23 protein-coding genes are annotated in these 20,022 nt (G+C 59.6%); 17 read left to right on the top strand and 6 right to left on the bottom strand.

Features of this window, described 5'->3' with window-relative positions:
- The first annotated feature begins 1 nt into the window (after position 1).
- The 15 genes from iscU to der all read left to right on the top strand — a co-directional run bounded on the left by iscU (position 2) and on the right by der (position 13,073).
- Positions 2-394 (top strand): Fe-S cluster assembly scaffold IscU, encoded by a 393-nt coding sequence (gene iscU, locus ALTERO38_RS04880; RefSeq protein ID WP_045425243.1) that lies wholly within the window; start codon positions 2-4, stop codon positions 392-394.
- Between the two features lie 10 nt (positions 395-404).
- Positions 405-728: an iron-sulfur cluster assembly protein IscA gene (iscA, locus tag ALTERO38_RS04885; RefSeq protein ID WP_148926494.1), complete on the top strand. Its 324-nt coding sequence runs from the start codon at positions 405-407 to the stop codon at positions 726-728.
- Positions 729-735: 7 nt separating this feature from the next.
- Positions 736-1,257: a co-chaperone HscB gene (hscB, locus tag ALTERO38_RS04890; protein WP_159967474.1), complete on the top strand. Its 522-nt coding sequence runs from the start codon at positions 736-738 to the stop codon at positions 1,255-1,257.
- A 41-nt stretch (positions 1,258-1,298) separates the two neighbouring features.
- Positions 1,299-3,161 (top strand): Fe-S protein assembly chaperone HscA, encoded by a 1,863-nt coding sequence (hscA, locus tag ALTERO38_RS04895; RefSeq protein ID WP_159967475.1) that lies wholly within the window; start codon positions 1,299-1,301, stop codon positions 3,159-3,161.
- Positions 3,162-3,166: 5 nt separating this feature from the next.
- Positions 3,167-3,505 carry an ISC system 2Fe-2S type ferredoxin gene (fdx, locus tag ALTERO38_RS04900; protein WP_102835909.1) on the top strand — a complete coding sequence of 113 codons (339 nt, stop codon included), beginning with the start codon at positions 3,167-3,169 and terminating at the stop codon, positions 3,503-3,505.
- A 13-nt stretch (positions 3,506-3,518) separates the two neighbouring features.
- Positions 3,519-3,716: a Fe-S cluster assembly protein IscX gene (iscX, locus tag ALTERO38_RS04905; protein ID WP_148926491.1), complete on the top strand. Its 198-nt coding sequence runs from the start codon at positions 3,519-3,521 to the stop codon at positions 3,714-3,716.
- Positions 3,717-3,877: 161 nt separating this feature from the next.
- Positions 3,878-4,309 (top strand): nucleoside-diphosphate kinase, encoded by a 432-nt coding sequence (gene ndk / locus ALTERO38_RS04910; protein ID WP_021209485.1) that lies wholly within the window; start codon positions 3,878-3,880, stop codon positions 4,307-4,309.
- A 17-nt stretch (positions 4,310-4,326) separates the two neighbouring features.
- Entirely contained in the window at positions 4,327-5,478 is a 1,152-nt protein-coding gene (gene rlmN / locus ALTERO38_RS04915; protein ID WP_178114631.1) for a 23S rRNA (adenine(2503)-C(2))-methyltransferase RlmN, read from the top strand.
- An 11-nt stretch (positions 5,479-5,489) separates the two neighbouring features.
- Positions 5,490-6,248, top strand: coding sequence for a type IV pilus biogenesis/stability protein PilW (gene pilW / locus ALTERO38_RS04920; protein WP_159967476.1), 759 nt, complete (start codon positions 5,490-5,492; stop codon positions 6,246-6,248).
- On the top strand, positions 6,245-7,240 hold the full coding sequence (locus tag ALTERO38_RS04925) for a RodZ family helix-turn-helix domain-containing protein (RefSeq protein WP_159967477.1): 996 nt from the start codon (positions 6,245-6,247) through the stop codon (positions 7,238-7,240). Before pilW ends, ALTERO38_RS04925 begins: the two co-directional genes overlap by 4 nt.
- 2 nt (positions 7,241-7,242) lie before the next feature.
- Positions 7,243-8,355: a flavodoxin-dependent (E)-4-hydroxy-3-methylbut-2-enyl-diphosphate synthase gene (gene ispG, locus ALTERO38_RS04930; RefSeq protein ID WP_102835913.1), complete on the top strand. Its 1,113-nt coding sequence runs from the start codon at positions 7,243-7,245 to the stop codon at positions 8,353-8,355.
- A 14-nt stretch (positions 8,356-8,369) separates the two neighbouring features.
- Entirely contained in the window at positions 8,370-9,653 is a 1,284-nt protein-coding gene (hisS, locus tag ALTERO38_RS04935; RefSeq protein WP_159967478.1) for a histidine--tRNA ligase, read from the top strand.
- Between the two features lie 40 nt (positions 9,654-9,693).
- Positions 9,694-10,335: a tetratricopeptide repeat protein gene (locus ALTERO38_RS04940; RefSeq protein ID WP_159967479.1), complete on the top strand. Its 642-nt coding sequence runs from the start codon at positions 9,694-9,696 to the stop codon at positions 10,333-10,335.
- A 4-nt stretch (positions 10,336-10,339) separates the two neighbouring features.
- Positions 10,340-11,488, top strand: a complete 1,149-nt coding sequence (gene bamB / locus ALTERO38_RS04945; RefSeq protein WP_159967480.1) for an outer membrane protein assembly factor BamB — start codon at positions 10,340-10,342, stop codon at positions 11,486-11,488.
- 106 nt (positions 11,489-11,594) lie between these two features.
- Positions 11,595-13,073: a ribosome biogenesis GTPase Der gene (gene der, locus ALTERO38_RS04950; RefSeq protein WP_102835916.1), complete on the top strand. Its 1,479-nt coding sequence runs from the start codon at positions 11,595-11,597 to the stop codon at positions 13,071-13,073.
- Between the two features lie 3 nt (positions 13,074-13,076).
- On the opposite strand, the gene cysE is transcribed toward der, so the two are convergent.
- Positions 13,077-13,862, bottom strand: a complete 786-nt coding sequence (cysE, locus tag ALTERO38_RS04955; protein WP_159967481.1) for a serine O-acetyltransferase — start codon at positions 13,860-13,862, stop codon at positions 13,077-13,079.
- 162 nt (positions 13,863-14,024) lie between these two features.
- Here cysE and ALTERO38_RS04960 point away from each other — a divergent pair, with 162 nt between their 5' ends.
- Positions 14,025-15,173, top strand: a complete 1,149-nt coding sequence (locus tag ALTERO38_RS04960; protein ID WP_159967482.1) for a pyridoxal phosphate-dependent aminotransferase — start codon at positions 14,025-14,027, stop codon at positions 15,171-15,173.
- Positions 15,161-15,955, top strand: a complete 795-nt coding sequence (locus tag ALTERO38_RS04965; RefSeq protein ID WP_159967483.1) for an amidohydrolase — start codon at positions 15,161-15,163, stop codon at positions 15,953-15,955. The genes ALTERO38_RS04960 and ALTERO38_RS04965 overlap by 13 nt, the downstream gene beginning before the upstream one ends.
- 13 nt (positions 15,956-15,968) lie before the next feature.
- Here ALTERO38_RS04965 and ALTERO38_RS04970 read toward each other — a convergent pair whose 3' ends face one another.
- From ALTERO38_RS04970 to ALTERO38_RS04990, 5 genes are all read right to left on the bottom strand, one after another.
- Positions 15,969-16,346 carry a DUF2784 domain-containing protein gene (locus tag ALTERO38_RS04970; protein ID WP_159967484.1) on the bottom strand — a complete coding sequence of 126 codons (378 nt, stop codon included), beginning with the start codon at positions 16,344-16,346 and terminating at the stop codon, positions 15,969-15,971.
- 4 nt (positions 16,347-16,350) lie between these two features.
- A complete protein-coding gene (locus ALTERO38_RS04975; RefSeq protein WP_159967485.1) occupies positions 16,351-16,977 on the bottom strand; it encodes a DUF2238 domain-containing protein in 627 nt (208 codons plus the stop codon).
- Positions 16,978-17,085: 108 nt separating this feature from the next.
- Positions 17,086-17,817 (bottom strand): endonuclease, encoded by a 732-nt coding sequence (locus ALTERO38_RS04980; RefSeq protein WP_159967486.1) that lies wholly within the window; start codon positions 17,815-17,817, stop codon positions 17,086-17,088.
- A gap of 99 nt (positions 17,818-17,916) precedes the next feature.
- Complete coding sequence (locus ALTERO38_RS04985; RefSeq protein ID WP_159967487.1) at positions 17,917-18,774, bottom strand: carboxylate/amino acid/amine transporter; 858 nt, start codon at positions 18,772-18,774, stop codon at positions 17,917-17,919.
- 113 nt (positions 18,775-18,887) lie between these two features.
- Positions 18,888-19,946, bottom strand: a complete 1,059-nt coding sequence (locus tag ALTERO38_RS04990) for an NAD(P)-dependent alcohol dehydrogenase (RefSeq protein WP_159967488.1) — start codon at positions 19,944-19,946, stop codon at positions 18,888-18,890.
- Positions 19,947-20,022 lie beyond the last annotated feature (76 nt).

Consider the following 20,022-nt stretch of genomic DNA (forward strand, 5'->3'; position numbering starts at 1 on the left):
CATGGCATACAGTGATAAGGTCATTGACCATTACGAAAATCCCCGCAACGTCGGTAAGTTCGACGCTGAGGATCCTTCCATCGGTACCGGTATGGTCGGCGCGCCGGCGTGCGGCGATGTAATGCGACTGCAGATCAAGGTCAACGAGCAAGGCGTGATCGAAGATGCCAAGTTCAAGACATATGGTTGCGGTTCGGCCATTGCTTCCAGTTCCCTCGCCACCGAGTGGATGAAGGGCAAGACGCTGGAAGAAGCGGAAACCATCAAGAACACTCAGCTCGCTGAAGAGCTGGCACTGCCGCCAGTGAAAATCCATTGCTCGGTATTGGCAGAGGATGCCATCAAGGCAGCCGTTCGCGATTACCGCGAGAAAAAAGGGTTGCCGCAGGCCTAAGGGGGTATCGATGGCTATCAGCATGACAACCGCCGCTGCCGATCACGTGCGCCGTTCTCTGCAAGGGCGTGGCAAGGGGCTTGGGGTCCGGTTGGGCGTACGGACCACCGGCTGTTCCGGCCTGGCTTACGTGCTCGAGTTCGTGGACGAAGCAGCTACAGAGGACTCGGTCTTCGACAGCCATGGCGTGAAGGTGATCATCGATCCCAAGAGCCTCGTGTACCTCGATGGGACTGAGCTCGACTTTGTTCGAGAGGGGCTGAACGAAGGCTTCAAGTTCAACAACCCTAACGTACGTGGCGAATGCGGCTGCGGCGAAAGCTTCAATATCTGAGGACGCTGTGGGAACTCCCTGTCACTATGCGCTGTTCGAGTTGCAGCCAACTTTCGATATCGATTCGGAGCTGCTGTCGTCTCGTTACCGCGAGCTGGCGCGCAAAGTTCATCCGGATCGGTTTGCTGACGCTGGCGAGACCGAGCAGCGCTACGCAATCGAACGCTCGACGAATCTTAACGAGGCCTATCAGACGCTGAAAAGCCCGTCGCGTCGAGCGCGCTACCTGCTCACGCTTGAGGGTCGCGAGATGCCGTTGGAGGCGACCGTTCAGGATCCCGCTTTCCTTATGCAGCAGATGCAGTGGCGCGAAGAGCTGGAGGAATTGCAAAGTGATGCGGATATCGCAGGTGTAGGTTCCTTTAAGGCTCGCCTCAAAGCGGCTCAGCAAGGTCTCAATGACTCTTTCGCCGGCATCTGGCGGGATGATTCGCAGCGGGCGGAGGCGGAACGGCTGGTGCGTCGCATGCAGTTTCTCGACAAGCTGTCCCAGGAAGTGCGCCAGTTAGAAGAGCGCCTCGACGATTAACCCCGCGTAGCGCCAGACGCTGCGCCCGATATCAGACAGACATGGCCTTACTTCAGATAGCTGAACCCGGACAAAGCCCGCAACCGCACCAGCGTCGACTGGCGGTTGGCATCGATCTTGGCACTACCAATTCGCTCGTTGCAGCCCTGCGCAGTGGCGTTACGGCACCACTGGCCGATGCCGATGGAGAGGTGATTCTGCCATCCGCGGTGCGTTATCACGGCGATCACGTTGAAGTGGGGCGAGCAGCGAAAGCCGCCGCTGCCAGCGATCCGTTAAATACCATTGTGTCCGTCAAGCGCCTGATGGGTAGGGGTGTCGGTGATGTGAAGCAGCTTGGTGGGCAGCTGCCTTATCGATTCAGCGAGGGGCAGTCACAGATGCCCTTCATCGAGACGGTGCAGGGCGCCAAAAGCCCGGTTGAGGTCTCTGCGGAGATTCTTCGCGCGTTGCGTGAGCGTGCTGAGGCCGTATTGGGCGGCGAGCTGGTCGGTGCGGTAATTACGGTTCCGGCATATTTCGATGATGCGCAACGGCAAGCGACCAAGGATGCCGCGCGCCTGGCTAGTCTCAACGTGCTACGCCTGCTTAATGAGCCCACTGCCGCCGCCGTTGCCTACGGTCTGGACCGCGAAGCCGAAGGTGTCGTGGCGATCTATGACCTGGGCGGTGGAACCTTCGATATCTCCATCCTGCGCCTGACCAAAGGCGTATTCGAGGTGCTGGCTACCGGTGGTGATACTGCGCTTGGCGGTGATGATTTCGATCATGCGATTGCCGGCTGGATTCTGGCCAAGGCCGGTGCCTCCCAGGATCTCGATCCGGGAACTCAGCGTGAAGTGCTGAAAATTGCCTGCGATGCCAAGGAGCAGCTCAGCGAAACAGATACCGTCGAAGTGCGCTATGCCGATTGGCAGGGCGTTCTGACGCGGGCCACATTCAACGAGCTCATCGAGCCGATGATCGCTCGTAGCCTTAAATCGTGCAGGCGCGCGCTGCGTGATTCGTCGATTGAGCTGGATGAGGTCCAGGCGGTGGTCATGGTCGGCGGTTCCACACGGGTCCCTCGGGTTCGCGAGCGTGTGGGGGAGATGTTCGGACGGGAACCGTTGACGGATATCGATCCCGATCAGGTCGTTGCGATCGGTGCTGCAATCCAGGCCGAGACGCTGGCCGGCAACAATCGCGATGGTGAAGAGTTGTTGCTGCTCGATGTAATTCCGCTGTCGCTTGGACTGGAAACGATGGGCGGGCTGATGGAGAAGATCATTCCGCGCAATACCACCATTCCGGTTGCTCGGGCTCAGGAGTTCACCACGTACAAGGACGGCCAGACGGCCATGATGATCCATGTGCTGCAGGGTGAGCGCGAGCTTATTGCCGATTGTAGATCCCTGGCTCGCTTCGAGCTGCGGGGCATCCCGCCAATGGTGGCCGGGGCTGCGAAGATTCGTGTCACCTTTCAGGTTGATGCGGACGGGCTGCTCAGTGTTTCGGCGCGTGAGCTGGCGTCGGGCGTGGAGTCCAGTATCCAGGTAAAGCCTTCTTATGGACTCACCGATGGCGAGATTGCTCGCATGTTGGAAGACTCTTTTCATAAGGCCAATGAAGACAAAACGGCCCGAGCGCTTCGTGAGCAGTTGGTCGATGCGCAGCGACTGCTCGAGGCGGTTGAAGGGGCATTGGCGGTTGATGGCGAGCGTCTGCTCGACCAAGAAGAGCGCGAGGCGATCGAGTCGCAGGTGCGCGAGTTGCGTGAGTTGCTTGATAGTCAGGATGGCCTTGCCATCGAGCGTCAGGTGAAGCGCCTCAGCCAGATTACCGATGCCTTTGCAGCGCGACGACTAGATTCCACCGTCAAGGCCGCCCTGGCCGGGCGGCGGCTTAACGATATCGAGGATTGAACCAGATGCCGCAGATTGTTTTCCTGCCTCATGCCGACCATTGTCCGGAAGGGGCGGTAGTGGATGCTCAGCCCGGTGAGACGGTGCTTGACGCTGCGCTGCGAAATGGCATCGATATTGAACATGCCTGTGAAAAGTCCTGTGCGTGTACGACTTGCCACGTGGTGATCCGCGAGGGCTTCGCTTCGCTAGAGGCGTCCGACGAGTTGGAAGATGACATGCTGGATAAGGCGTGGGGGCTAGAGCCTACCTCCAGGCTGTCCTGCCAGGCTGCGATTGCCGACGTCGATCTGGTTGTCGAGATACCGAAATACACCATCAATCAAGTGTCCGAAGGTCATTAAGGCGAGGTGAATCATGGCGCTTAAATGGTCCGATGTATTGGATATTGCAATTGAGCTGAGTGAGCGTAAGCCTGACGTTGATCCCCGCTACGTAAATTTCGTCGAATTGCATCGTTGGGTTGTCGAGCTGCCAAGCTTTTCGGACGATCCGACGCGCGGTGGCGAAAAAGTCCTGGAAGCCATACAGGCTGCCTGGATCGAAGAGGCTTAGAGGAGCCTCTGACAGCCGGGGTCTGTGGGAGGGCTATCTGGAATTGATGGCTTCTGCCGATTGGCTTCTAGCTTCTGGCTACCCTTATATTTTTCGTCTCGACCCGCGTATAATTCGCGGGTTTACTCGTTTGCTTTAACTATCGTTTTCTGGAGTTTCAAATGGCCCTGCAACGCACTTTCTCCATCATCAAGCCTGACGCCGTCGCCAAGAATGTTATTGGTGAAATCACCTCTCGTTTCGAGAAGGCTGGTCTGCGTGTCGTCGCTTCGAAGATGGTTCAGTTGTCCGAACGTGAAGCGGGCGGTTTCTATGCCGAACACAGCGAGCGCGGTTTCTTCAAGGACCTGGTCGCTTTCATGGTGTCCGGTCCGGTAATCGTCCAGGTTCTGGAAGGCGAAGACGCCATTGCCAAAAACCGTGAGCTGATGGGCGCTACCAACCCGAAGGAAGCAGCTCCAGGCACTATTCGCGCCGATTTCGCTGTCTCTATCGATGAGAACGCTGTTCATGGTTCCGACTCCGAGGCGTCCGCCGCTCGCGAAATCGCCTACTTCTTCTCTGCCACCGAAGTGTGTGCCCGCATTCGCTGATCAGGCGAAGGTGAATCCTGATGACTGTGACTACCGGTAAAGTAAATCTGCTGGGGCTGACCCAGCCTCAGCTGGAAAGCTTCTTCGATTCCATAGGGGAGAAGCGCTTTCGTGCTGGTCAGGTCATGAAATGGATTCACCACTTTGGCGTCGATGACTTCGATGCCATGAGTAATATCGGCAAGGCCTTGCGCGAAAAGCTCAAGGCCTCTGCTGAGATCCGCGGCCCCGAAATCGTTAGCGAAGACATTTCCACCGACGGCACCCGCAAATGGGTTGTGCGTGTGGCTTCGGGGAGCTGCGTGGAGACCGTCTATATTCCTCAGGGTGGGCGAGGCACGCTCTGTGTTTCTTCCCAGGCTGGCTGTGCGCTGGACTGCAGCTTCTGCTCGACTGGCAAGCAAGGTTTTAATAGCAACCTCACCGCTGCCGAAGTGATCGGTCAGGTGTGGATTGCCAACAAGTCGTTCGGCACTATACCGGCGAAGGTAGATCGCGCTATCACCAACGTGGTGATGATGGGCATGGGCGAACCCCTGCTCAACTTCGACAATGTCGTCGCCGCCATGCAGATCATGATGGACGACCTCGGCTACGGTATATCCAAGCGTAAGGTGACACTCTCAACATCGGGTGTAGTACCGATGATCGAGGAGCTGTCCAAGGTCATTGATGTATCGCTGGCCCTTTCGCTGCACGCGCCGAATGATGAATTACGTGATCAGCTGGTTCCGATCAACAAGAAATACCCATTGGAAATGCTGTTGGCGGCTTGCCAACGCTACATCTCCAATCTCGGCGAAAAGCGCGTCCTGACTATCGAATACACATTGTTACAGGGCGTTAACGATCAGCCTGAGCACGCCGAACAGATGGTCGTCCTGCTGGCGAAGATTCCGTGCAAGATCAATCTGATCCCGTTCAATCCCTTTCCGCACTCCGGATATGAGCGGCCGAGCAACAACGCAATCCGACGTTTTCAGGACATCCTCCACAAAGCTGGGCACAATGTGACAGTGCGCACCACTCGCGGTGAGGATATCGACGCTGCCTGCGGCCAGCTGGTCGGGCAGGTGCTGGATAGAACGCGTCGAAGCGAGCGATACATCGCAGTGCGCCAGCTGCAATCTGAGCCAGTGACGACGCCCGTTGCTACGAACCGTTCCTGAGGGGGATGCTGATGACCTTGCGCGTCGCGCTGCTGTTTGTGCTCGCCAGTCTAATGGCTGGCTGTGTGTCTTCCGGATCGGTGAACCCGATGCGTACTTCGGAAGGTCGCGACGAAGCCCGAGATGCTTATATTCAGCTTGGCATCGGCTATTTGCAGCAGGGCGAGGCCTCTCGTGCGAAATCGCCGCTACGCAAGGCGCTTGAGCTGGACCCCAATAGTGCAGATGCCCATGCGGCGTTGGCCTTGGTATTCCAGAACGAAATGGAAAATCAGCTCGCAGACGAGCATTACCGCAAGGCGCTGTCGAGTCACAATGACGCCCGTATCCTCAACAACTACGGCAGCTTTCTGTTCGAGCAAAAGCGCTATCCAGAGGCGATGGAGCGTTTCTCAAAGGCCGCGGAAGATAATCTGTATTCCGGGCGATCCCACGTCTTTCAGAACATGGGCATGACAGCTCTGATGCTGGGTCAGCGCGAGCAGGCCGAAACCTATTTCACTCGTGCCTTGCGCCTCGACAGCCGGCAGCCGCGCGCACTACTCGAATTGGCCGTAATGGCGTACGAAGACAAGCAGTACGTCCCGGCAAAACGTTATTACGAAGGTTTCAGCAGCCTTTCCGAGCAAAATGCCCGCAGTCTGCTGCTGGGCATTCGTTTGGCGAACATTCATCAAGACCGCGATCAGGCGGCGAGCCTGGGTTTACAGCTCAAGCGCCTGTATCCGGGGACGCCTGAATATCAACAGTTTCTTTCGGAGCAACGATGATAGCGCCCCATTCTGAAGCCGCTGCCCCGACGGCCCTGGGCAATCCTGGCGAAACGTTGCGGGCCGAGCGCGAGAGTAAAAACTGGTCCCTCCCTGCAGTAGCCAAGCAGCTCAACCTTTCGGAGCGATCCCTGACCCAGATAGAGGCAGGTGACTTCAGTCAGCTGCCGGGCCACACATTCGCCCGCGGCTACGTTCGTGCGTACGCCAAGCTGCTGGGACTGGACCAGAATCGTCTGGTACAGCAGTTCGACCAGTATACCGGTACAGATGCAACCGGCAGCAGCGTCAACAGTCTTGGCCACATCGACCAGCCCGTGCGGCTGTCGCGCAGCATGGTGCGTTTCTTTACCTTCATCCTGACATTGGTGATCGGCGTAGGTGCGTTCTTGTGGTGGCAGGATCGCTCGGCTCGTACCGAGTCAGGCCCGTCAGTCTCCGCACTTGAGCGCATTGAGGTCGAGGCGGCCGACGGAACTACTGAGATTCATTTGCTCGATCGGGCTGAAGAGCCAGTCGAACTCGCAATCGAGGAGCCAGTCAGCTCGACGCCGTCGGCTGCCGACGATCTCCAGGCCCCCAACACCGAGCCGTTACCACTAGCTGAACAGCCTGTAGTCGGAGCGGAGGAAGGAACGCCAGCTCAGCTGGCCGAGGACGAGCCTTCCAGTGAGGCGCCGGCCGCTGCCCAGGCCGATGCTACGCCCGCGCCAGTGGGAGATGTAGCTGAAGCCGAGTCTGTCGGGCCGGGGGAAGGCCGTTTGACCTTGAATTACACGGCGGATTGCTGGACGCGGGTCACTGATGCGAAAGGTGAAGTGCTCTACAGCGGGCTGGCTAAAGCCGGCAGCAGCCGCACCCTGGTTGGCGCAACCCCGCTGGACTTGCATCTGGGCTTTGCCTCGGGCGTGCAGGTCAGCTACAACGGCGAGCCCGTCAGTCTTTCCGGAAAAACCCGCGGTGAAACCGCGCGTCTCAAGCTCGGACAGTAATCATGCACAGTGAGTCTCCTATCAAGCGTCGACCTACTCGCAAAATCTGGGTAGGCAACGTACCGGTCGGCGGCGATGCGCCTATCGCCGTACAAAGCATGACCAATACCGAAACCTGCGATGTGGATGCCACGGTTGCACAGATCGAGCGGCTGAAAAATGCCGGAGCTGACATTGTGCGTGTATCGGTGCCTTCGATGGAGGCGGCCGAGGCGTTCGGCAAGATCAAGCAGCGCGTCAGTTTGCCGTTGGTGGCGGACATTCATTTCGATTATCAGATCGCTCTGCGCGTCGCCGAGCTTGGTGTTGATTGCCTGCGCATCAATCCCGGCAATATCGGGCGCGAAGACCGTGTCCGGGCTGTGGTCGAAGCGGCGCGGGATCGCGGCATCCCGATTCGCATAGGCGTTAACGCCGGCTCGTTGGAAAAGGATCTGCAGAAGAAATACGGCGAGCCGACACCCGAGGCGCTGGTAGAGTCTGCGTTGCGCCATGTCGAACATCTCGACCGTCTGAACTTTCCGGATTTCAAGGTAAGCGTAAAAGCCTCCGACGTATTCATGGCTGTGGCAGCCTACCGTCTGTTGGCGGACAAGATCGAGCAGCCTCTGCACCTTGGCATTACCGAAGCCGGTGGCTTGCGCTCGGGTACAGTGAAATCGGCCGTCGGGTTGGGCATGCTGCTCGCCGAGGGCATAGGCGACACCATTCGCATATCGCTGGCTGCTGACCCGGTGGAAGAGATCAAGGTCGGTTTCGACATCCTCAAGTCGCTGCGTCTGCGTTCGCGCGGGATCAATTTCATCGCCTGTCCAAGTTGCTCCCGGCAGAACTTCGACGTGGTCAAGACCATGAACGAACTAGAGGGGCGGCTTGATGATTTGCTGGTGCCTCTGGATGTGGCGGTGATCGGTTGCGTTGTGAACGGGCCCGGTGAGGCCAAGGAAGCACATATCGGCTTGACAGGTGGGACGCCGAACAACCTGATCTATATCGACGGTAAGCCGGCGCAAAAGCTGAACAACGAAAACCTGGTCGATGAGCTGGAGCAGCTGATTCGTCGCAAGGCCAGCGAAAAGGCCGAGTCTGACGCTGCGCTGATACTGCGCAGCTGAATTAAGGAACCGAATTGAGCAAGTCTCTGCAAGCCATCCGTGGCATGAACGATATTCTTCCGGCCCAGACGCCGGTTTGGCGCTACCTCGAAACGACCTTCGCACAGTTGCTCGACAGCTATGGCTACAGCGAGATTCGTCTGCCGATCCTCGAATTCACCGATCTGTTCGCTCGCGGAATCGGCGAGGGGACCGACGTGGTCGACAAGGAGATGTACACCTTCCTCGACCGTAATGAGGAGTCATTGACGCTGCGGCCCGAGGGAACTGCCGGTTGCGTGCGCGCTGTGCTCGAACATGGCATGACGGGCGGCGGGCAGGTACAGAAGCTTTGGTACGCGGGGCCGATGTTCCGCTACGAGAAGCCACAGAAGGGCCGCTATCGCCAGTTCCATCAGATCGGTGTCGAAGTCTTCAATCAGCCGGGTCCGGATATTGATGCCGAGCTGATCGTACTGACCGCGCGACTGTGGAAGAAGCTCGGTCTGTCCGATGCGGTCACCTTGCAGCTGAATAGCCTCGGCTCTAGCGAGGCAAGGGCAACCTATCGCGACGCGTTAGTAGCTTACCTGCAGCAGCATTTCGAGCAGCTCGACGAAGACAGCCAGCGCCGCCTGACCAGTAACCCCCTGCGTATTCTCGACAGCAAGAATGCCCAGACCCAAGCGCTGCTGGCTGATGCGCCGACGCTGCATGACTATCTGGATGAAGAATCGAGTGCGCATTTCGAAGGCCTGAAAGCCCGTCTCGAAGTGGCAGGAATAGACTTTCAGATCAATCCCAAGCTGGTTCGTGGTCTGGACTATTACGGCCGGACCGTGTTCGAGTGGGTGACCGACAAACTGGGATCGCAAGGTACCGTTTGCGCGGGTGGTCGTTATGACGGGCTGGTCAGTCAGTTTGGCGGCAAGCCCACTCCCGGCGTTGGCTTCGCCATGGGCATTGAGCGGCTGGTGCTGCTACTCGAAACACTCGAATTGGTGCCCGAGGAACTCAATCAGCCGGCACACGCATTCATCTGTGCTTTTGGTGAGGCGGCCGAACTGGCAGCGCTGGGCCTGGCGGAGCGTTTGCGGGATGCCTTGCCGGGCCTGCGCCTGCTGGTCAACGCGGGCGGCGGAAGCTTCAAGAGTCAGTTCAAGAAAGCCGACAAGAGCGGCGCCCGTTTCGCGCTGATTCTGGGTGACGACGAACTGGCCGGGCGCGTGGTAGGTTGCAAGCCGCTGCGCGACGACTGCGAACAACAAAGCATTGCCTGGGATGCTCTACCCGAGTGTCTGGCTGCCTGTCTCGCGTGAGCGGTTCAGGTCTGATTTAAGCGAATGAAGGAGTGACAGTGTGACCTCGGGTACCGAAGAAGAACAGCTGGCGCAAATCAAGGAATGGTGGCAGCAAAACGGCAAGCCGTTGCTGTTTGGGGGTGCGCTTGCTCTGGTGTTGGTATTCGGCTGGCAGTTCTGGCAGAAGCACCAGCTCAATCAGGCGCATAGTGCCTCGACTGTCTATCAGCAGTTGCTGAATGCCGCGCTGGAAGAGGGTGGAGCCGATACGGCCGAGGTCTCGCGCCTGGGCAATTTGCTACAGAAAGAATTCGCTGGTTCTCACTACGCTCAGTACGGCAGCCTCTTCGTTGCCAAGGTGGCGGTAGAGTCCGGCCGTCTCGACGAGGCTGCAACGGAGCTTCAGGCGGTGCTGGACAAGCCGGCCGACAAGACTCTGGAAGAGCTGGCTCGCCAGCGTATGGCCCGTGTTCTTGCGGCGCAGGATAAGGCTGAGGATGGTCTCGCGTTGCTCGACGGCGAAGCTGTCGATGCGTTTGCCGCCAGTCGTGAAGAGTTACGGGGCGATCTGCTGGTTCAGCTGCAACGCCTTGAAGAAGCCCACGCTGCCTATTCCAAAGCAAAAGAACTGCTGTCTCAGGATGCCGCGATCGGTGGCCTGCAGCTGAAACTTGACGATCTGGCTCGTGGAGAGGCGTGAATTGATGCGTTGGAAAACTGCAGCACTGCTGACCCTGGCCGTTCTTGCGGCAGGTTGCAGCAGCAACGACAAGAAAGAACCCGAACCCGCCGAACTGGTCAAGTTTGATGCTGAGATCCAGCTAAAAGAACAGTGGAGCCGGTCTATCGGCGACGGCCAGGGCGAGACCTATAACCTACTAGCCCCCGTTGTCTACGGTAATGAGATATTTGCCGCCGATGTCGAAGGGTTGGTCGTGGCCATGGACCGTACGACCGGCAAGGTCAACTGGAAGAATGACCTCGAAGTGCCGATTTCTGGTGCCGTAGGCGCGGGCTACGGCCTGGTTCTGGTCGGTACCCTGCGCGGTGAACTGCTGGCTCTGGATGTATCCACTGGTGAAGAGCGCTGGCGTAGCCAGGTGAGCAGCGAGGTGCTCGCCGCCCCCGCCGTCAATGGTGACGTGGTTGTTGTTCAGACCCAGGATGACCGTGTCATCGCGCTTGAGATTGACACCGGTGCACAGCGTTGGAGCTACGAAAGTTCGCCAGCGGTCCTGACCCTGCGCGGTACCGGCTCACCGTTGCTGACCAACGAGCTGGCGATTGCCGGCCTTTCCAGTGGCAAGGTAGTAGCACTGGACACCCGCCGCGGATTGCCAATCTGGGAGCAACGGGTCGCCATTCCACAAGGTCGTTCCGAACTTGAGCGCGTCGTCGATATCGATGGCGGGCTGCTGCTTTCAGGCGGCACTCTTTATGTCGCTTCCTTCCAGGGTCGCGCAGCAGCGCTGGATCTGGAGAGTGGTCGGATTCTCTGGCAACGCGATGCCTCGACGGCGACCGGCCTTGCGATGGGGTATGGCAGTGTCTACGTAAGCCAGGCCGACGGCACGGTGCTCGGCATCGATGAGCGATCGACAACCGTGCTGTGGAGCAACGATTCGCTGCTGCGTCGGCAGCTGTCCGCTCCGGCGGTTTTCTCCAGCTATGTCGTGGTGGGTGACAAGGAGGGGTATCTTCACTTCCTCAGCCAGGTCGATGGGCGTTTCGTAGCGCGCACCCGTATCGACAGCGCCGGGGTGCGAGCCAGACCTGTGGTCGAAGGCGACTGGCTGTATGCCTACGGTAACGACGGAAAGCTTGTCGCGCTGACCATTCGCCAGGCGGATTGACAGCCTCACGTCGTGTACCTTGCTCCGTTCAGGCGGAGCAATAAATATCTGGCCGCTGCCTTGCAGCGGCCTTCGTGTTTTCTGAAATATCGCAGTGGAGAGCCGTATGGTTCCCGTAATCGCCCTGGTGGGCCGCCCGAACGTTGGCAAGTCCACCCTGTTTAACCGTTTGACCAAGAGCCGTGACGCCATCGTGGCGGAATATGCCGGTCTGACTCGTGATCGCCAGTATGGCGAGGCCAAGTGGCAGGGTCGCACCTACATCGTCATCGATACCGGTGGTCTGACAGGGGATGAGGAAGGCATCGACGCCAAGATGGCCGAGCAGTCCCTGCAAGCCATGCAGGAGGCCGATGCAGTCATGTTCATGGTCGATGCGCGTGCTGGCATGACGCCTGGCGATCAGATGATTGCCGAACACCTGCGCAAGATGAACAAGCGCCACTTTCTGGTGGCGAACAAGGTCGACAGCATTGATCCCGATATCGCCCGCGCAGAATTCAGTCCGCTTGGTCTTGGTGATGCCCTGCCGATTGCCGCCGCCCATGGCCGCGGGATCAGCCATATGCTGGAGCAAGCGCTCGGCGTGTTCCCCAAGGACAACGCCGAAGTTGCCGAAGGCGAAGGTGAAGAGGGCGAGGCGGTCGCCGAAGGCGAGGAACTGAAGCGCATCCCAGGGCCGAGCGAAAAGGATGGCATCAAGATCGCGATCATCGGCCGGCCCAACGTGGGCAAGTCGACGCTGGTCAACCGCATGCTTGGCGAGGAGCGGGTCATTGTCTATGACCAGGCCGGCACCACCCGCGACAGCATCTACATCCCGTTCGAACGCGACGATGAAAAGTACACCCTGATCGATACGGCTGGTGTGCGTCGCCGTGGCAAGATTTTCGAGGCCGTGGAAAAGTTCTCGGTGGTCAAGACGCTGCAGGCGATCCAGGACTCGAACGTCGTCATCTTCGTCATGGATGCCCGCGAAGGAGTGGTCGAGCACGATTTGAATCTGCTTGGTTTCGTGCTGGAAAGCGGCAGAGCGCTGGTCATCGCGCTGAACAAGTGGGACGGCATGGAGCCGAGCGAGCGTGACTATGTGAAGACCGAGCTGGAGCGCCGGCTGTTCTTTGTTGAGTTTGCCGACATCCACTTCATCTCCGCCAAGCATGGCACCGGCGTTGGCAACCTGTACAAGTCGGTGCAGGCTTCATTCACTTCAGCCGTGACTCGTTGGCCCACCAGCCGTCTGACGCAGATCCTTGAAGACGCGGTTCGCGAGCATGCGCCGCCGATGGTGGCCAGCCGCCGAATCAAGCTTCGTTACGCACACCTGGGCGGTGCCAACCCGCCGCTTATCGTGATCCATGGCAACCAGGTCGACTCGATTCCCAAGTCCTACACCCGTTACCTGGAAAACACTTACCGGCGGGTGCTGAAGCTGGTTGGTACACCCATTCGTATCGAGTACAAGGGTGGCGAAAACCCCTTCGAGGGCAAGAAGAACACCCTGACCGACCGCCAGGTCAACAAGAAGCGTCGCCTCATGTCCCACCACAAAAAGGCCGAGAAAAAGCGTCGCGACAAACGCTAGCTTTCAGCCTTCGTCGAACGACTGGTCCATATCCAGGGCCGGTCGTGCATGCCTCGGCTTGCCGACTTGGCGGGCCGGGTTACCGACCACGGTTGTGTGAGGCGCCACGGCTTGCAGCACCACACTGCCAGCGCCGACCTTGGCGCCTTCGCCGATTTCAATATTGCCAAGAATCTTTGCTCCCGCGCCGATCATCACGCCGCTGCGCACCTTGGGGTGACGGTCTCCGCTTTCCTTGCCGGTCCCGCCCAGCGTTACACCTTGCAGAATCGAGACATCATCGCCCACTGCGGCGGTTTCGCCGATGACGATGCCGGTCGCATGGTCGAGCATGATGCCGCTGCCGATCCGGCTGGCCGGGTTTATGTCGACGGCTAGACGTTCGTTGCAGCGAGCCTGGATGAACATCGCCAACAGGCGCTCATGCTGCAGCAGCAGCTGATGGCCTATGCGGTAGGCCTGCAGGGCCAGAAATCCCTTGGAGAACAACAGCACTTCCAGCCCGGTGCCAAAGGCCGGGTCTCGGCTGACGATGGCCTGCAGGTCGCACCAGGCCGACTCGGCCAATGCCGGGAACTGCTGGTGAATGCTGGAGAAGCGATCAAACAAGGCCGCTTGCTGCTCCTCGCTGTCAGCTAGGGCTTGGCTGACTCGATGGGCCAAGGCGAAAGCGAAATCAGGCTGGTCGAGAATGGCTTCACGAAAAGTGCCGCTCAAGACCGGCTCTGCCTGCACTGCTCGTTCTGCCTGGGTACGCAAGATGTGCCATGGGGAGTCTGCAGGTGACATGCTGGAATTCCTGAGTATCGGATTGAGGTGCCGCGCAGGCGTGTTTGCATCACTGTAGCAGCCGGCGCGGCATGTCCGGCGCCCTCGTATCCTGGCGCATTGATCGGCTATTCTGTTTTCCCCTGCCGAAGCCCCTTACGGCGGGCCTGTTGGAAGGCTGTCATGTTGATCAGTAAATTGCCCAATGTCGGCACCACCATTTTCACCACCATGTCGCAACTGGCGGCGCAGACCGGCGCCTTGAACCTGTCGCAGGGCTTTCCCGATTTCGATGGCCCCGATGCGTTGCGTGAGGCAGTTGCGCGGCATGTGATGGCTGGACACAACCAATACGCACCGATGACCGGCCTGCCGGCGTTGCGCGAGCAGGTTGCGATCAAAGTCGGCTCGTTATATGAGCGCCAGGTCAGCGCCGAGGCCGAGGTCACGATCACCCCCGGGGCGACGCAGGCCATTTTTTGTGCGATTCACGCGGTTGTCCGCCCAGGGGATGAGGTAATCGTTTTCGACCCCTGCTACGACAGCTACGAGCCAGCCGTCGAACTGGCCGGCGGGGTGTGCGTTCATCAGTCGCTGAGCTTGCCGGGCTTTTCCATCGATTGGCAGAAGCTCGCCGATGCAATTACCCCACGCACTCGAATGATCGTGTTGAACACGCCGCATAACCCCAGCGGCGCATTGATCGAGAGGGCCGACCTGGATCGTCTGGCGGCCCTGATCCGCGACCGCGATATCTACCTGCTCAGTGATGAGGTCTACGAGCACCTGATATTCGACGGTCGTGAGCACGCCAGTGTATTGCGGCACGATGAACTGTATCAGCGTGCCTTCGTCGTCAGTTCCTTTGGCAAGACCTACCATGTCACCGGCTGGAAGACCGGATACGTGGTGGCGCCAACCGCGCTCAGCAGTGAGCTGCGCAAGGTGCACCAGTACGTCAGCTTTGCCGGCGTCACGCCGTTGCAATGGGCGCTGGCCGATTTCATGGCTGCGCATCCCGAGCACGTATCAGAGCTGCCAGCCTTCTACCAGGCCAAGCGTGATCTGTTCTGCGATCTGCTGGCCGGTTCGCGCTTCAGCTTCACGCGCGCCTCGGGGACCTACTTTCAGCTGGCGGACTATTCTGCGATCCGCCCGGATCTCGGCGATGTCGCCATGGCTGGATGGCTGACCCGTGAACACGGTGTCGCCAGTATTCCGATTTCGGTGTTCTACCAAACGCCTCCTGCAGAATCGCGGCTTGTCCGATTCTGCTTCGCCAAACGAGAGGAGACGCTGCGTCAAGCAGCAGAACGACTATGCGCGATCTGAACGACTTACCCGATCTTGAACTGGCTCTGATCCAGACGACGCTTGTCTGGCAGGATGCTGACGCCAATCGTGAGCGTTTCATCGGGCTGCTGGATGACGCCCGCGGCGCGGACCTGATCGTCCTGCCGGAAATGTTCACGACCGCTTTTTCGATGAATTCCGCCGAGCTCGCCGAGCCCGAGGAGGGCACGACCTACTCATGGTTGCGTGAGCAGGCAGCACGTATGGACGCGGTGATCACCGGTAGCGTGATCATCGAGGCCGCCGATGGCAGCCATCGTAACCGGCTGCTCTGGGCTCAGCCGAACGGCGAAATCTTGCATTACGACAAGCGTCACCTGTTCCGTATGGCCGGTGAGCACAAGCACTACACGGCGGGCGAGAAACAGGCCGTTTTCGAACTCAACGGCTGGCACGTGCGCCCGCTGATCTGCTACGACTTGCGCTTCCCGGTGTGGAGCCGCGATCCGCACGATACCGACCTGCTCCTCTATACCGCCAACTGGCCGGCTGCCCGGCGTAACGCCTGGAATCGCCTGTTACCTGCGCGTGCGATCGAGAATCTCTGCTACGTCGCCGCTGTGAATCGGGTGGGCGAAGACGGCAAGGGTTATCCCTACAGTGGCGACAGCCAGGTACTGGACTATCTCGGCGATCCGCTGCTCGAAGCCGGTGATGCAGAAGGTGTGTTCCGCACGACGCTTCGCGCGGCTCAGCTGGCCAAGTTCCGCAGCAAATTTCCCGCGTACCACGATGGTGACGCTTTCGAACTGAAGCTTTAACCCGGAGTGGAGGTCAGTGCGCTGCTGATCGCTGCCGGCGACGCCACACCAGGCCGCCATAGATGAGTGCGTTTACCACCACCACTATGGCGGCCAGCAGATATTGCACCGGCACGCTCAGCCAGGCGGGGTAGATCAGCGGCAGCAGATAATGCTCGATGAAGCCTGCCTCGTACCCGGCGCTGCCGGCCAGGCGGCGCAGCAGGTTTTCCCAGTGAGTCAGGGGGCAGGGTCGTCCGCTCAGCTCAACGAAGAGCCCCCAGGCGATTGCTGGAAGGTGCAACAGTAAGAATCCGCGTTTCCAGGCAACCAGCAGGCCGCCCAGCAACACGAAGATGATGAAGGCGAGATGCAGCAGTAGGACTGCATCGGCCCCAAGTCGATAAAACACCGCGTTACATCGCTGCGCCGGCCCCGCTCAGCCGGCGGATCTGCCGGTTTTGCGGCCGCGCGAGGAGGATGACTGAGAACATTGCTCCCAGCAGCGCCATAAACATGTCTGACTGGGTATCCCAGAAGTCGCCCTGCGTGCCGAGGAAGTCTTCCGCGTCTTGGCCGACAAGCAGCGCGACCCACCACTCGATCAGCTCGTAAAAGGCGCTGAACGCCAGAGCGACGCAAACGGCGAGAAAGCCCAGCATTTTTCCGGCTGCGACTATACGGCGACGCAGCAGAATTTCGCGCGTGAGCAGAGCCGGCGTGACGCCCTGAATGAAATGGCCAAGTTTGTCGTACGGATTACGGCTGAGGTCGAACCACTCCTGCACCCAGAAACCCGCGGGAACACGTGCATAGGTATAGGCACCGCCAAGAATCAGAACCAGCGCATGGAAGGCGATGACCCCATACAGCAGGCGTGTTAGCGGAAAGCGCGGATAGCTCCAGAGCAGCAAGGGGGCGGCGATCAGCACGGGTGCGACTTCCAGCAGCCAGGTTGCTCGATCGTACGGAGCCACGCCGGAGCTGACGAGTGCCGCCAGCACGACCAATCCGAGCGTTGCATAGAGTGTCCGGTCCTGCATCGATGTCGCCATGGTAACGAGTCGGGCCGACAGCATGCAGTGCGTGGTCGGCCAGGCGCAACTGCGTCGGCGGCAACGTCAGCAAAAGCGCCTCCTGCCCAGGCGGGTCTAGCCTGGCCGTCGCAACGTGGTGGTTGAACGGGAGATCGATCTGCTGCAGCGACGCAGGTCAACCGCGCCGACGAAGCGATTGGCATTACCCTGCACACAGGCGACGCTGCGGTTACGCCATTGCTCCCACTCGTTGACCGGGTACTGGCGATTCCATATGTCATACAGGCGGCGATCCTGCTTCGACAACCGCAAGCCGTAGCGCTCGCTCATGTACAGGTAGGTACGGGCAATGGTGCCGCGGGCGTAGGTCGGCGGCATGGCGGTGCGTTGCTTGAAGTTCACCACGAAAGGGCAGGCGCCATACTGGCTGGGCTTTTCGCTCAGCATGCCGAAACCGTAGTTGCTGCGGTCACCGTTCACTTCACCGACAACCGGCACCAAGTTGTGCAGATCGGCTTCCGCCTGGCTGAATACCGGGTCGCTGGACGTACAGTGCTTGCGCCCGCCGTCCTGCCAGCATTGGCGCTGATGGCCGATTACCCAGGCCGGCACGATGTGCTCCCACTCCACCCGCGCGGCACGCTTGGGTTGCTTGCGCGGTACATAGCCACAGCTGGCCATGTCTATCTGCTTGCCCTTGAAGGCGCAGCGGCAATAGAAATCCACCGGTCGCTCGGCGTACATCTGCCAGGCAATTTTCTTTGCTTCGCGAAAGGTGCGTGGTGCGTCAGCGTGGAGTTGAACAGAAAAAAGCAGGGCGAGCAGAAGCAGGCTGTATCGGCGCATGGGGGTTCTCGACGACTAACTGAGAATCGCATCCATGCGCGGCGCGCTATCTTACTTAATTGATATATAAATCCATATATAACAATAACTTACATAATGTCATTGGGCCTGCTTGCGACCCAGGCGGTTGATCTGCAGCGAGGCCAGAATGATCAGTCCTCCGACCGTCAGCAGTACAAGGTTGGTCTGCGTGCCCCAGAACAACAGATTGAGAACCAGCCCCACCGGCACCGCCATGTTGTTCATTACCGCGAGAGTGCCGGCATCGACCAGGGTGGCGCCCTTGTTCCAGCAGAATTGCCCGAGTGCCGTCGCCAGCACGCCCATCCAGACCAGTACGCCCCACTGCGCAGTGGTGGTCGGCAGCTTGTCCGGGTTGCCGAACAGCAGCCAGGCCGGCAGCACGACGACCAGCGCGCCAATGAAGAAGTAGCCGAAGCGACGGTGGAGTGGGATATCAGACGGGTAGCGCTGCGCCAGATGCTTGTAGCCGACCTGGCCCGCGGCAAAGGTGAAGTTGGCCAACTGCATCAGCAGGAAGCCACCGAGAAAGTCATTGGAGACACCGTCATAGCGAATCAGTCCGGCGCCCAATACCGCCACGGCCGCGGCGACCAGAGCCCAGGGGGTGAAGCGACGGTTCAGCGCATCGTCGATCAATGTCACGTGGAGCGGCGTCAGTACCGTGAACAGCAGCACTTCCGCCACCGTCAACACGTTGAAACTCAGATACAGGCAGAGGTAGGTGACGCCGAACTGCAGCGCGCCGACCAATGTTACGCCGCCGATGAAGCCCGGTGCCACGCCGCGCCAGCGGGTCAGCGGGAGGAATACCACGCCAGCCAGCAACACGCGTGTCAGCACAGCGAAGTAGCTGTCCACCTGGCCAGCGAGGTAGGCACCGATCAGGTTGAAGGAAAACGCCCAGAGCAGGGTGACGAAAATCAGGTAGCGCATGCCGACTCCTCAGAAGGTCGGCGACCTTAGCGGCTCGGCGGCAAAGAGGGAAGGCCCGGTTTGAACCGCGCTGGTCATGGGCACGCCTGGACTCGGCGCGCCCATGCTGTGGCTTACGCCGACTTGAGCGAGGCCATGTCGATGACGAAACGGTATTTGACGTCGCTCTTGAGCATGCGCTCGTAGGCCTCGTTGATGGTCTGGATATCGATCATCTCGATGTCCGACACGATGCTGTGTTCAGCGCAGAAGTCGAGCATCTCCTGAGTCTCGGCAATGCCGCCGATCAGCGAGCCGGCAATACGGCGACGCTTGAAGATCAGGCCGAACACGCTGGGCGAAGGATGTGGCGATGCGGGGGCGCCTACCAGGGTCATGGTCGCGTCACGCTTGAGCAGCGCAACGAAGGCGTCGAGGTTGTGCGGCGCGGCGACTGTGTTGAGGATGAAGTCGAAGCTGTTCAGATGCGCGGCCATCTCGTCCCGGTTCTTCGACACCACCACTTCGCTGGCACCGAGGCGCAGCGCGTCTTCCTTCTTGTCCGGCGAGGTGGTGAACAGCACCACGTGCGCCCCCATGGCATTGGCGATCTTCACCGCCATGTGACCAAGGCCACCGAGGCCGACCACGCCAACCTTCTGGCCGGGACCGACCTTCCACTGGCGCAGCGGCGAATAGGTCGTGATCCCGGCGCACAGCAGTGGCGCGACGGCCGCCAGGTTGGTTTCGTCATGTGAGATGCGCAGGACGAAATGCTGGTCCACCACGATGTTGTCCGAGTAGCCGCCCAGGGTGTTCTCACCACCGCCGAACGCCGGACCGTTATAGGTGCCGGTGAAGCCGTTCTCACAGTATTGCTCCAGCCCTTCGCCGCAGGACGAGCAGGTCCGGCAACTGTCGACCAGGCAACCAACGCCGGCCATGTCGCCGACCTTGAAGCGGCTGACCGCCTCACCAACGGCCGTTACCCGCCCAACGATCTCGTGGCCCGGGACGGAAGGGTAGAGCGTGTTGTTCCATTCGTTGCGTGCGGTATGCAGGTCCGAGTGGCAGACGCCGCAGTAGAGAATGTCGATCTTTACATCGTTCGGTCCGACGTCGCGGCGGGTGAAGGAATAGGGTGCGAGCGGCGTGCTCGGATCCTGGGCGGCATAACCGATGGCATTGCTCATGGCGACTCCTGAGGCTGATTGTCTGGACGAAACGCCCATCCTAGTACCAGAGGCCGTGAAGCGGTTGCACGATTCT

The organism is Pseudomonas sp. 9Ag (assembly GCF_902506445.1).
GTDB classification, from domain to species: Bacteria; Pseudomonadota; Gammaproteobacteria; order Pseudomonadales; family Pseudomonadaceae; genus Stutzerimonas; species Stutzerimonas stutzeri_AB.

What these genes read in the sequence shown, in the direction of transcription:
- iscU (WP_045425243.1), top strand. Translation starts at nt 2, where the DNA reads ATGGCATACAGTGATAAGGTCATTGACCATTACGAAAATCCCCGCAAC.
- iscA (WP_148926494.1), top strand. Translation starts at nt 405, where the DNA reads ATGGCTATCAGCATGACAACCGCCGCTGCCGATCACGTGCGCCGTTCT.
- hscA (WP_159967475.1), top strand. Translation starts at nt 1,299, where the DNA reads ATGGCCTTACTTCAGATAGCTGAACCCGGACAAAGCCCGCAACCGCAC.
- fdx (WP_102835909.1), top strand. Translation starts at nt 3,167, where the DNA reads ATGCCGCAGATTGTTTTCCTGCCTCATGCCGACCATTGTCCGGAAGGG.
- iscX (WP_148926491.1), top strand. Translation starts at nt 3,519, where the DNA reads ATGGCGCTTAAATGGTCCGATGTATTGGATATTGCAATTGAGCTGAGT.
- ndk (WP_021209485.1), top strand. Translation starts at nt 3,878, where the DNA reads ATGGCCCTGCAACGCACTTTCTCCATCATCAAGCCTGACGCCGTCGCC.
- pilW (WP_159967476.1), top strand. Translation starts at nt 5,490, where the DNA reads ATGACCTTGCGCGTCGCGCTGCTGTTTGTGCTCGCCAGTCTAATGGCT.
- ALTERO38_RS04925 (WP_159967477.1), top strand. Translation starts at nt 6,245, where the DNA reads ATGATAGCGCCCCATTCTGAAGCCGCTGCCCCGACGGCCCTGGGCAAT.
- ispG (WP_102835913.1), top strand. Translation starts at nt 7,243, where the DNA reads ATGCACAGTGAGTCTCCTATCAAGCGTCGACCTACTCGCAAAATCTGG.
- bamB (WP_159967480.1), top strand. Translation starts at nt 10,340, where the DNA reads ATGCGTTGGAAAACTGCAGCACTGCTGACCCTGGCCGTTCTTGCGGCA.
- der (WP_102835916.1), top strand. Translation starts at nt 11,595, where the DNA reads ATGGTTCCCGTAATCGCCCTGGTGGGCCGCCCGAACGTTGGCAAGTCC.
- cysE (WP_159967481.1), bottom strand. Translation starts at nt 13,862, where the DNA reads ATGTCACCTGCAGACTCCCCATGGCACATCTTGCGTACCCAGGCAGAA.
- ALTERO38_RS04960 (WP_159967482.1), top strand. Translation starts at nt 14,025, where the DNA reads ATGTTGATCAGTAAATTGCCCAATGTCGGCACCACCATTTTCACCACC.
- ALTERO38_RS04965 (WP_159967483.1), top strand. Translation starts at nt 15,161, where the DNA reads ATGCGCGATCTGAACGACTTACCCGATCTTGAACTGGCTCTGATCCAG.
- ALTERO38_RS04975 (WP_159967485.1), bottom strand. Translation starts at nt 16,977, where the DNA reads ATGCAGGACCGGACACTCTATGCAACGCTCGGATTGGTCGTGCTGGCG.
- ALTERO38_RS04980 (WP_159967486.1), bottom strand. Translation starts at nt 17,817, where the DNA reads ATGCGCCGATACAGCCTGCTTCTGCTCGCCCTGCTTTTTTCTGTTCAA.
- ALTERO38_RS04985 (WP_159967487.1), bottom strand. Translation starts at nt 18,774, where the DNA reads ATGCGCTACCTGATTTTCGTCACCCTGCTCTGGGCGTTTTCCTTCAAC.
- ALTERO38_RS04990 (WP_159967488.1), bottom strand. Translation starts at nt 19,946, where the DNA reads ATGAGCAATGCCATCGGTTATGCCGCCCAGGATCCGAGCACGCCGCTC.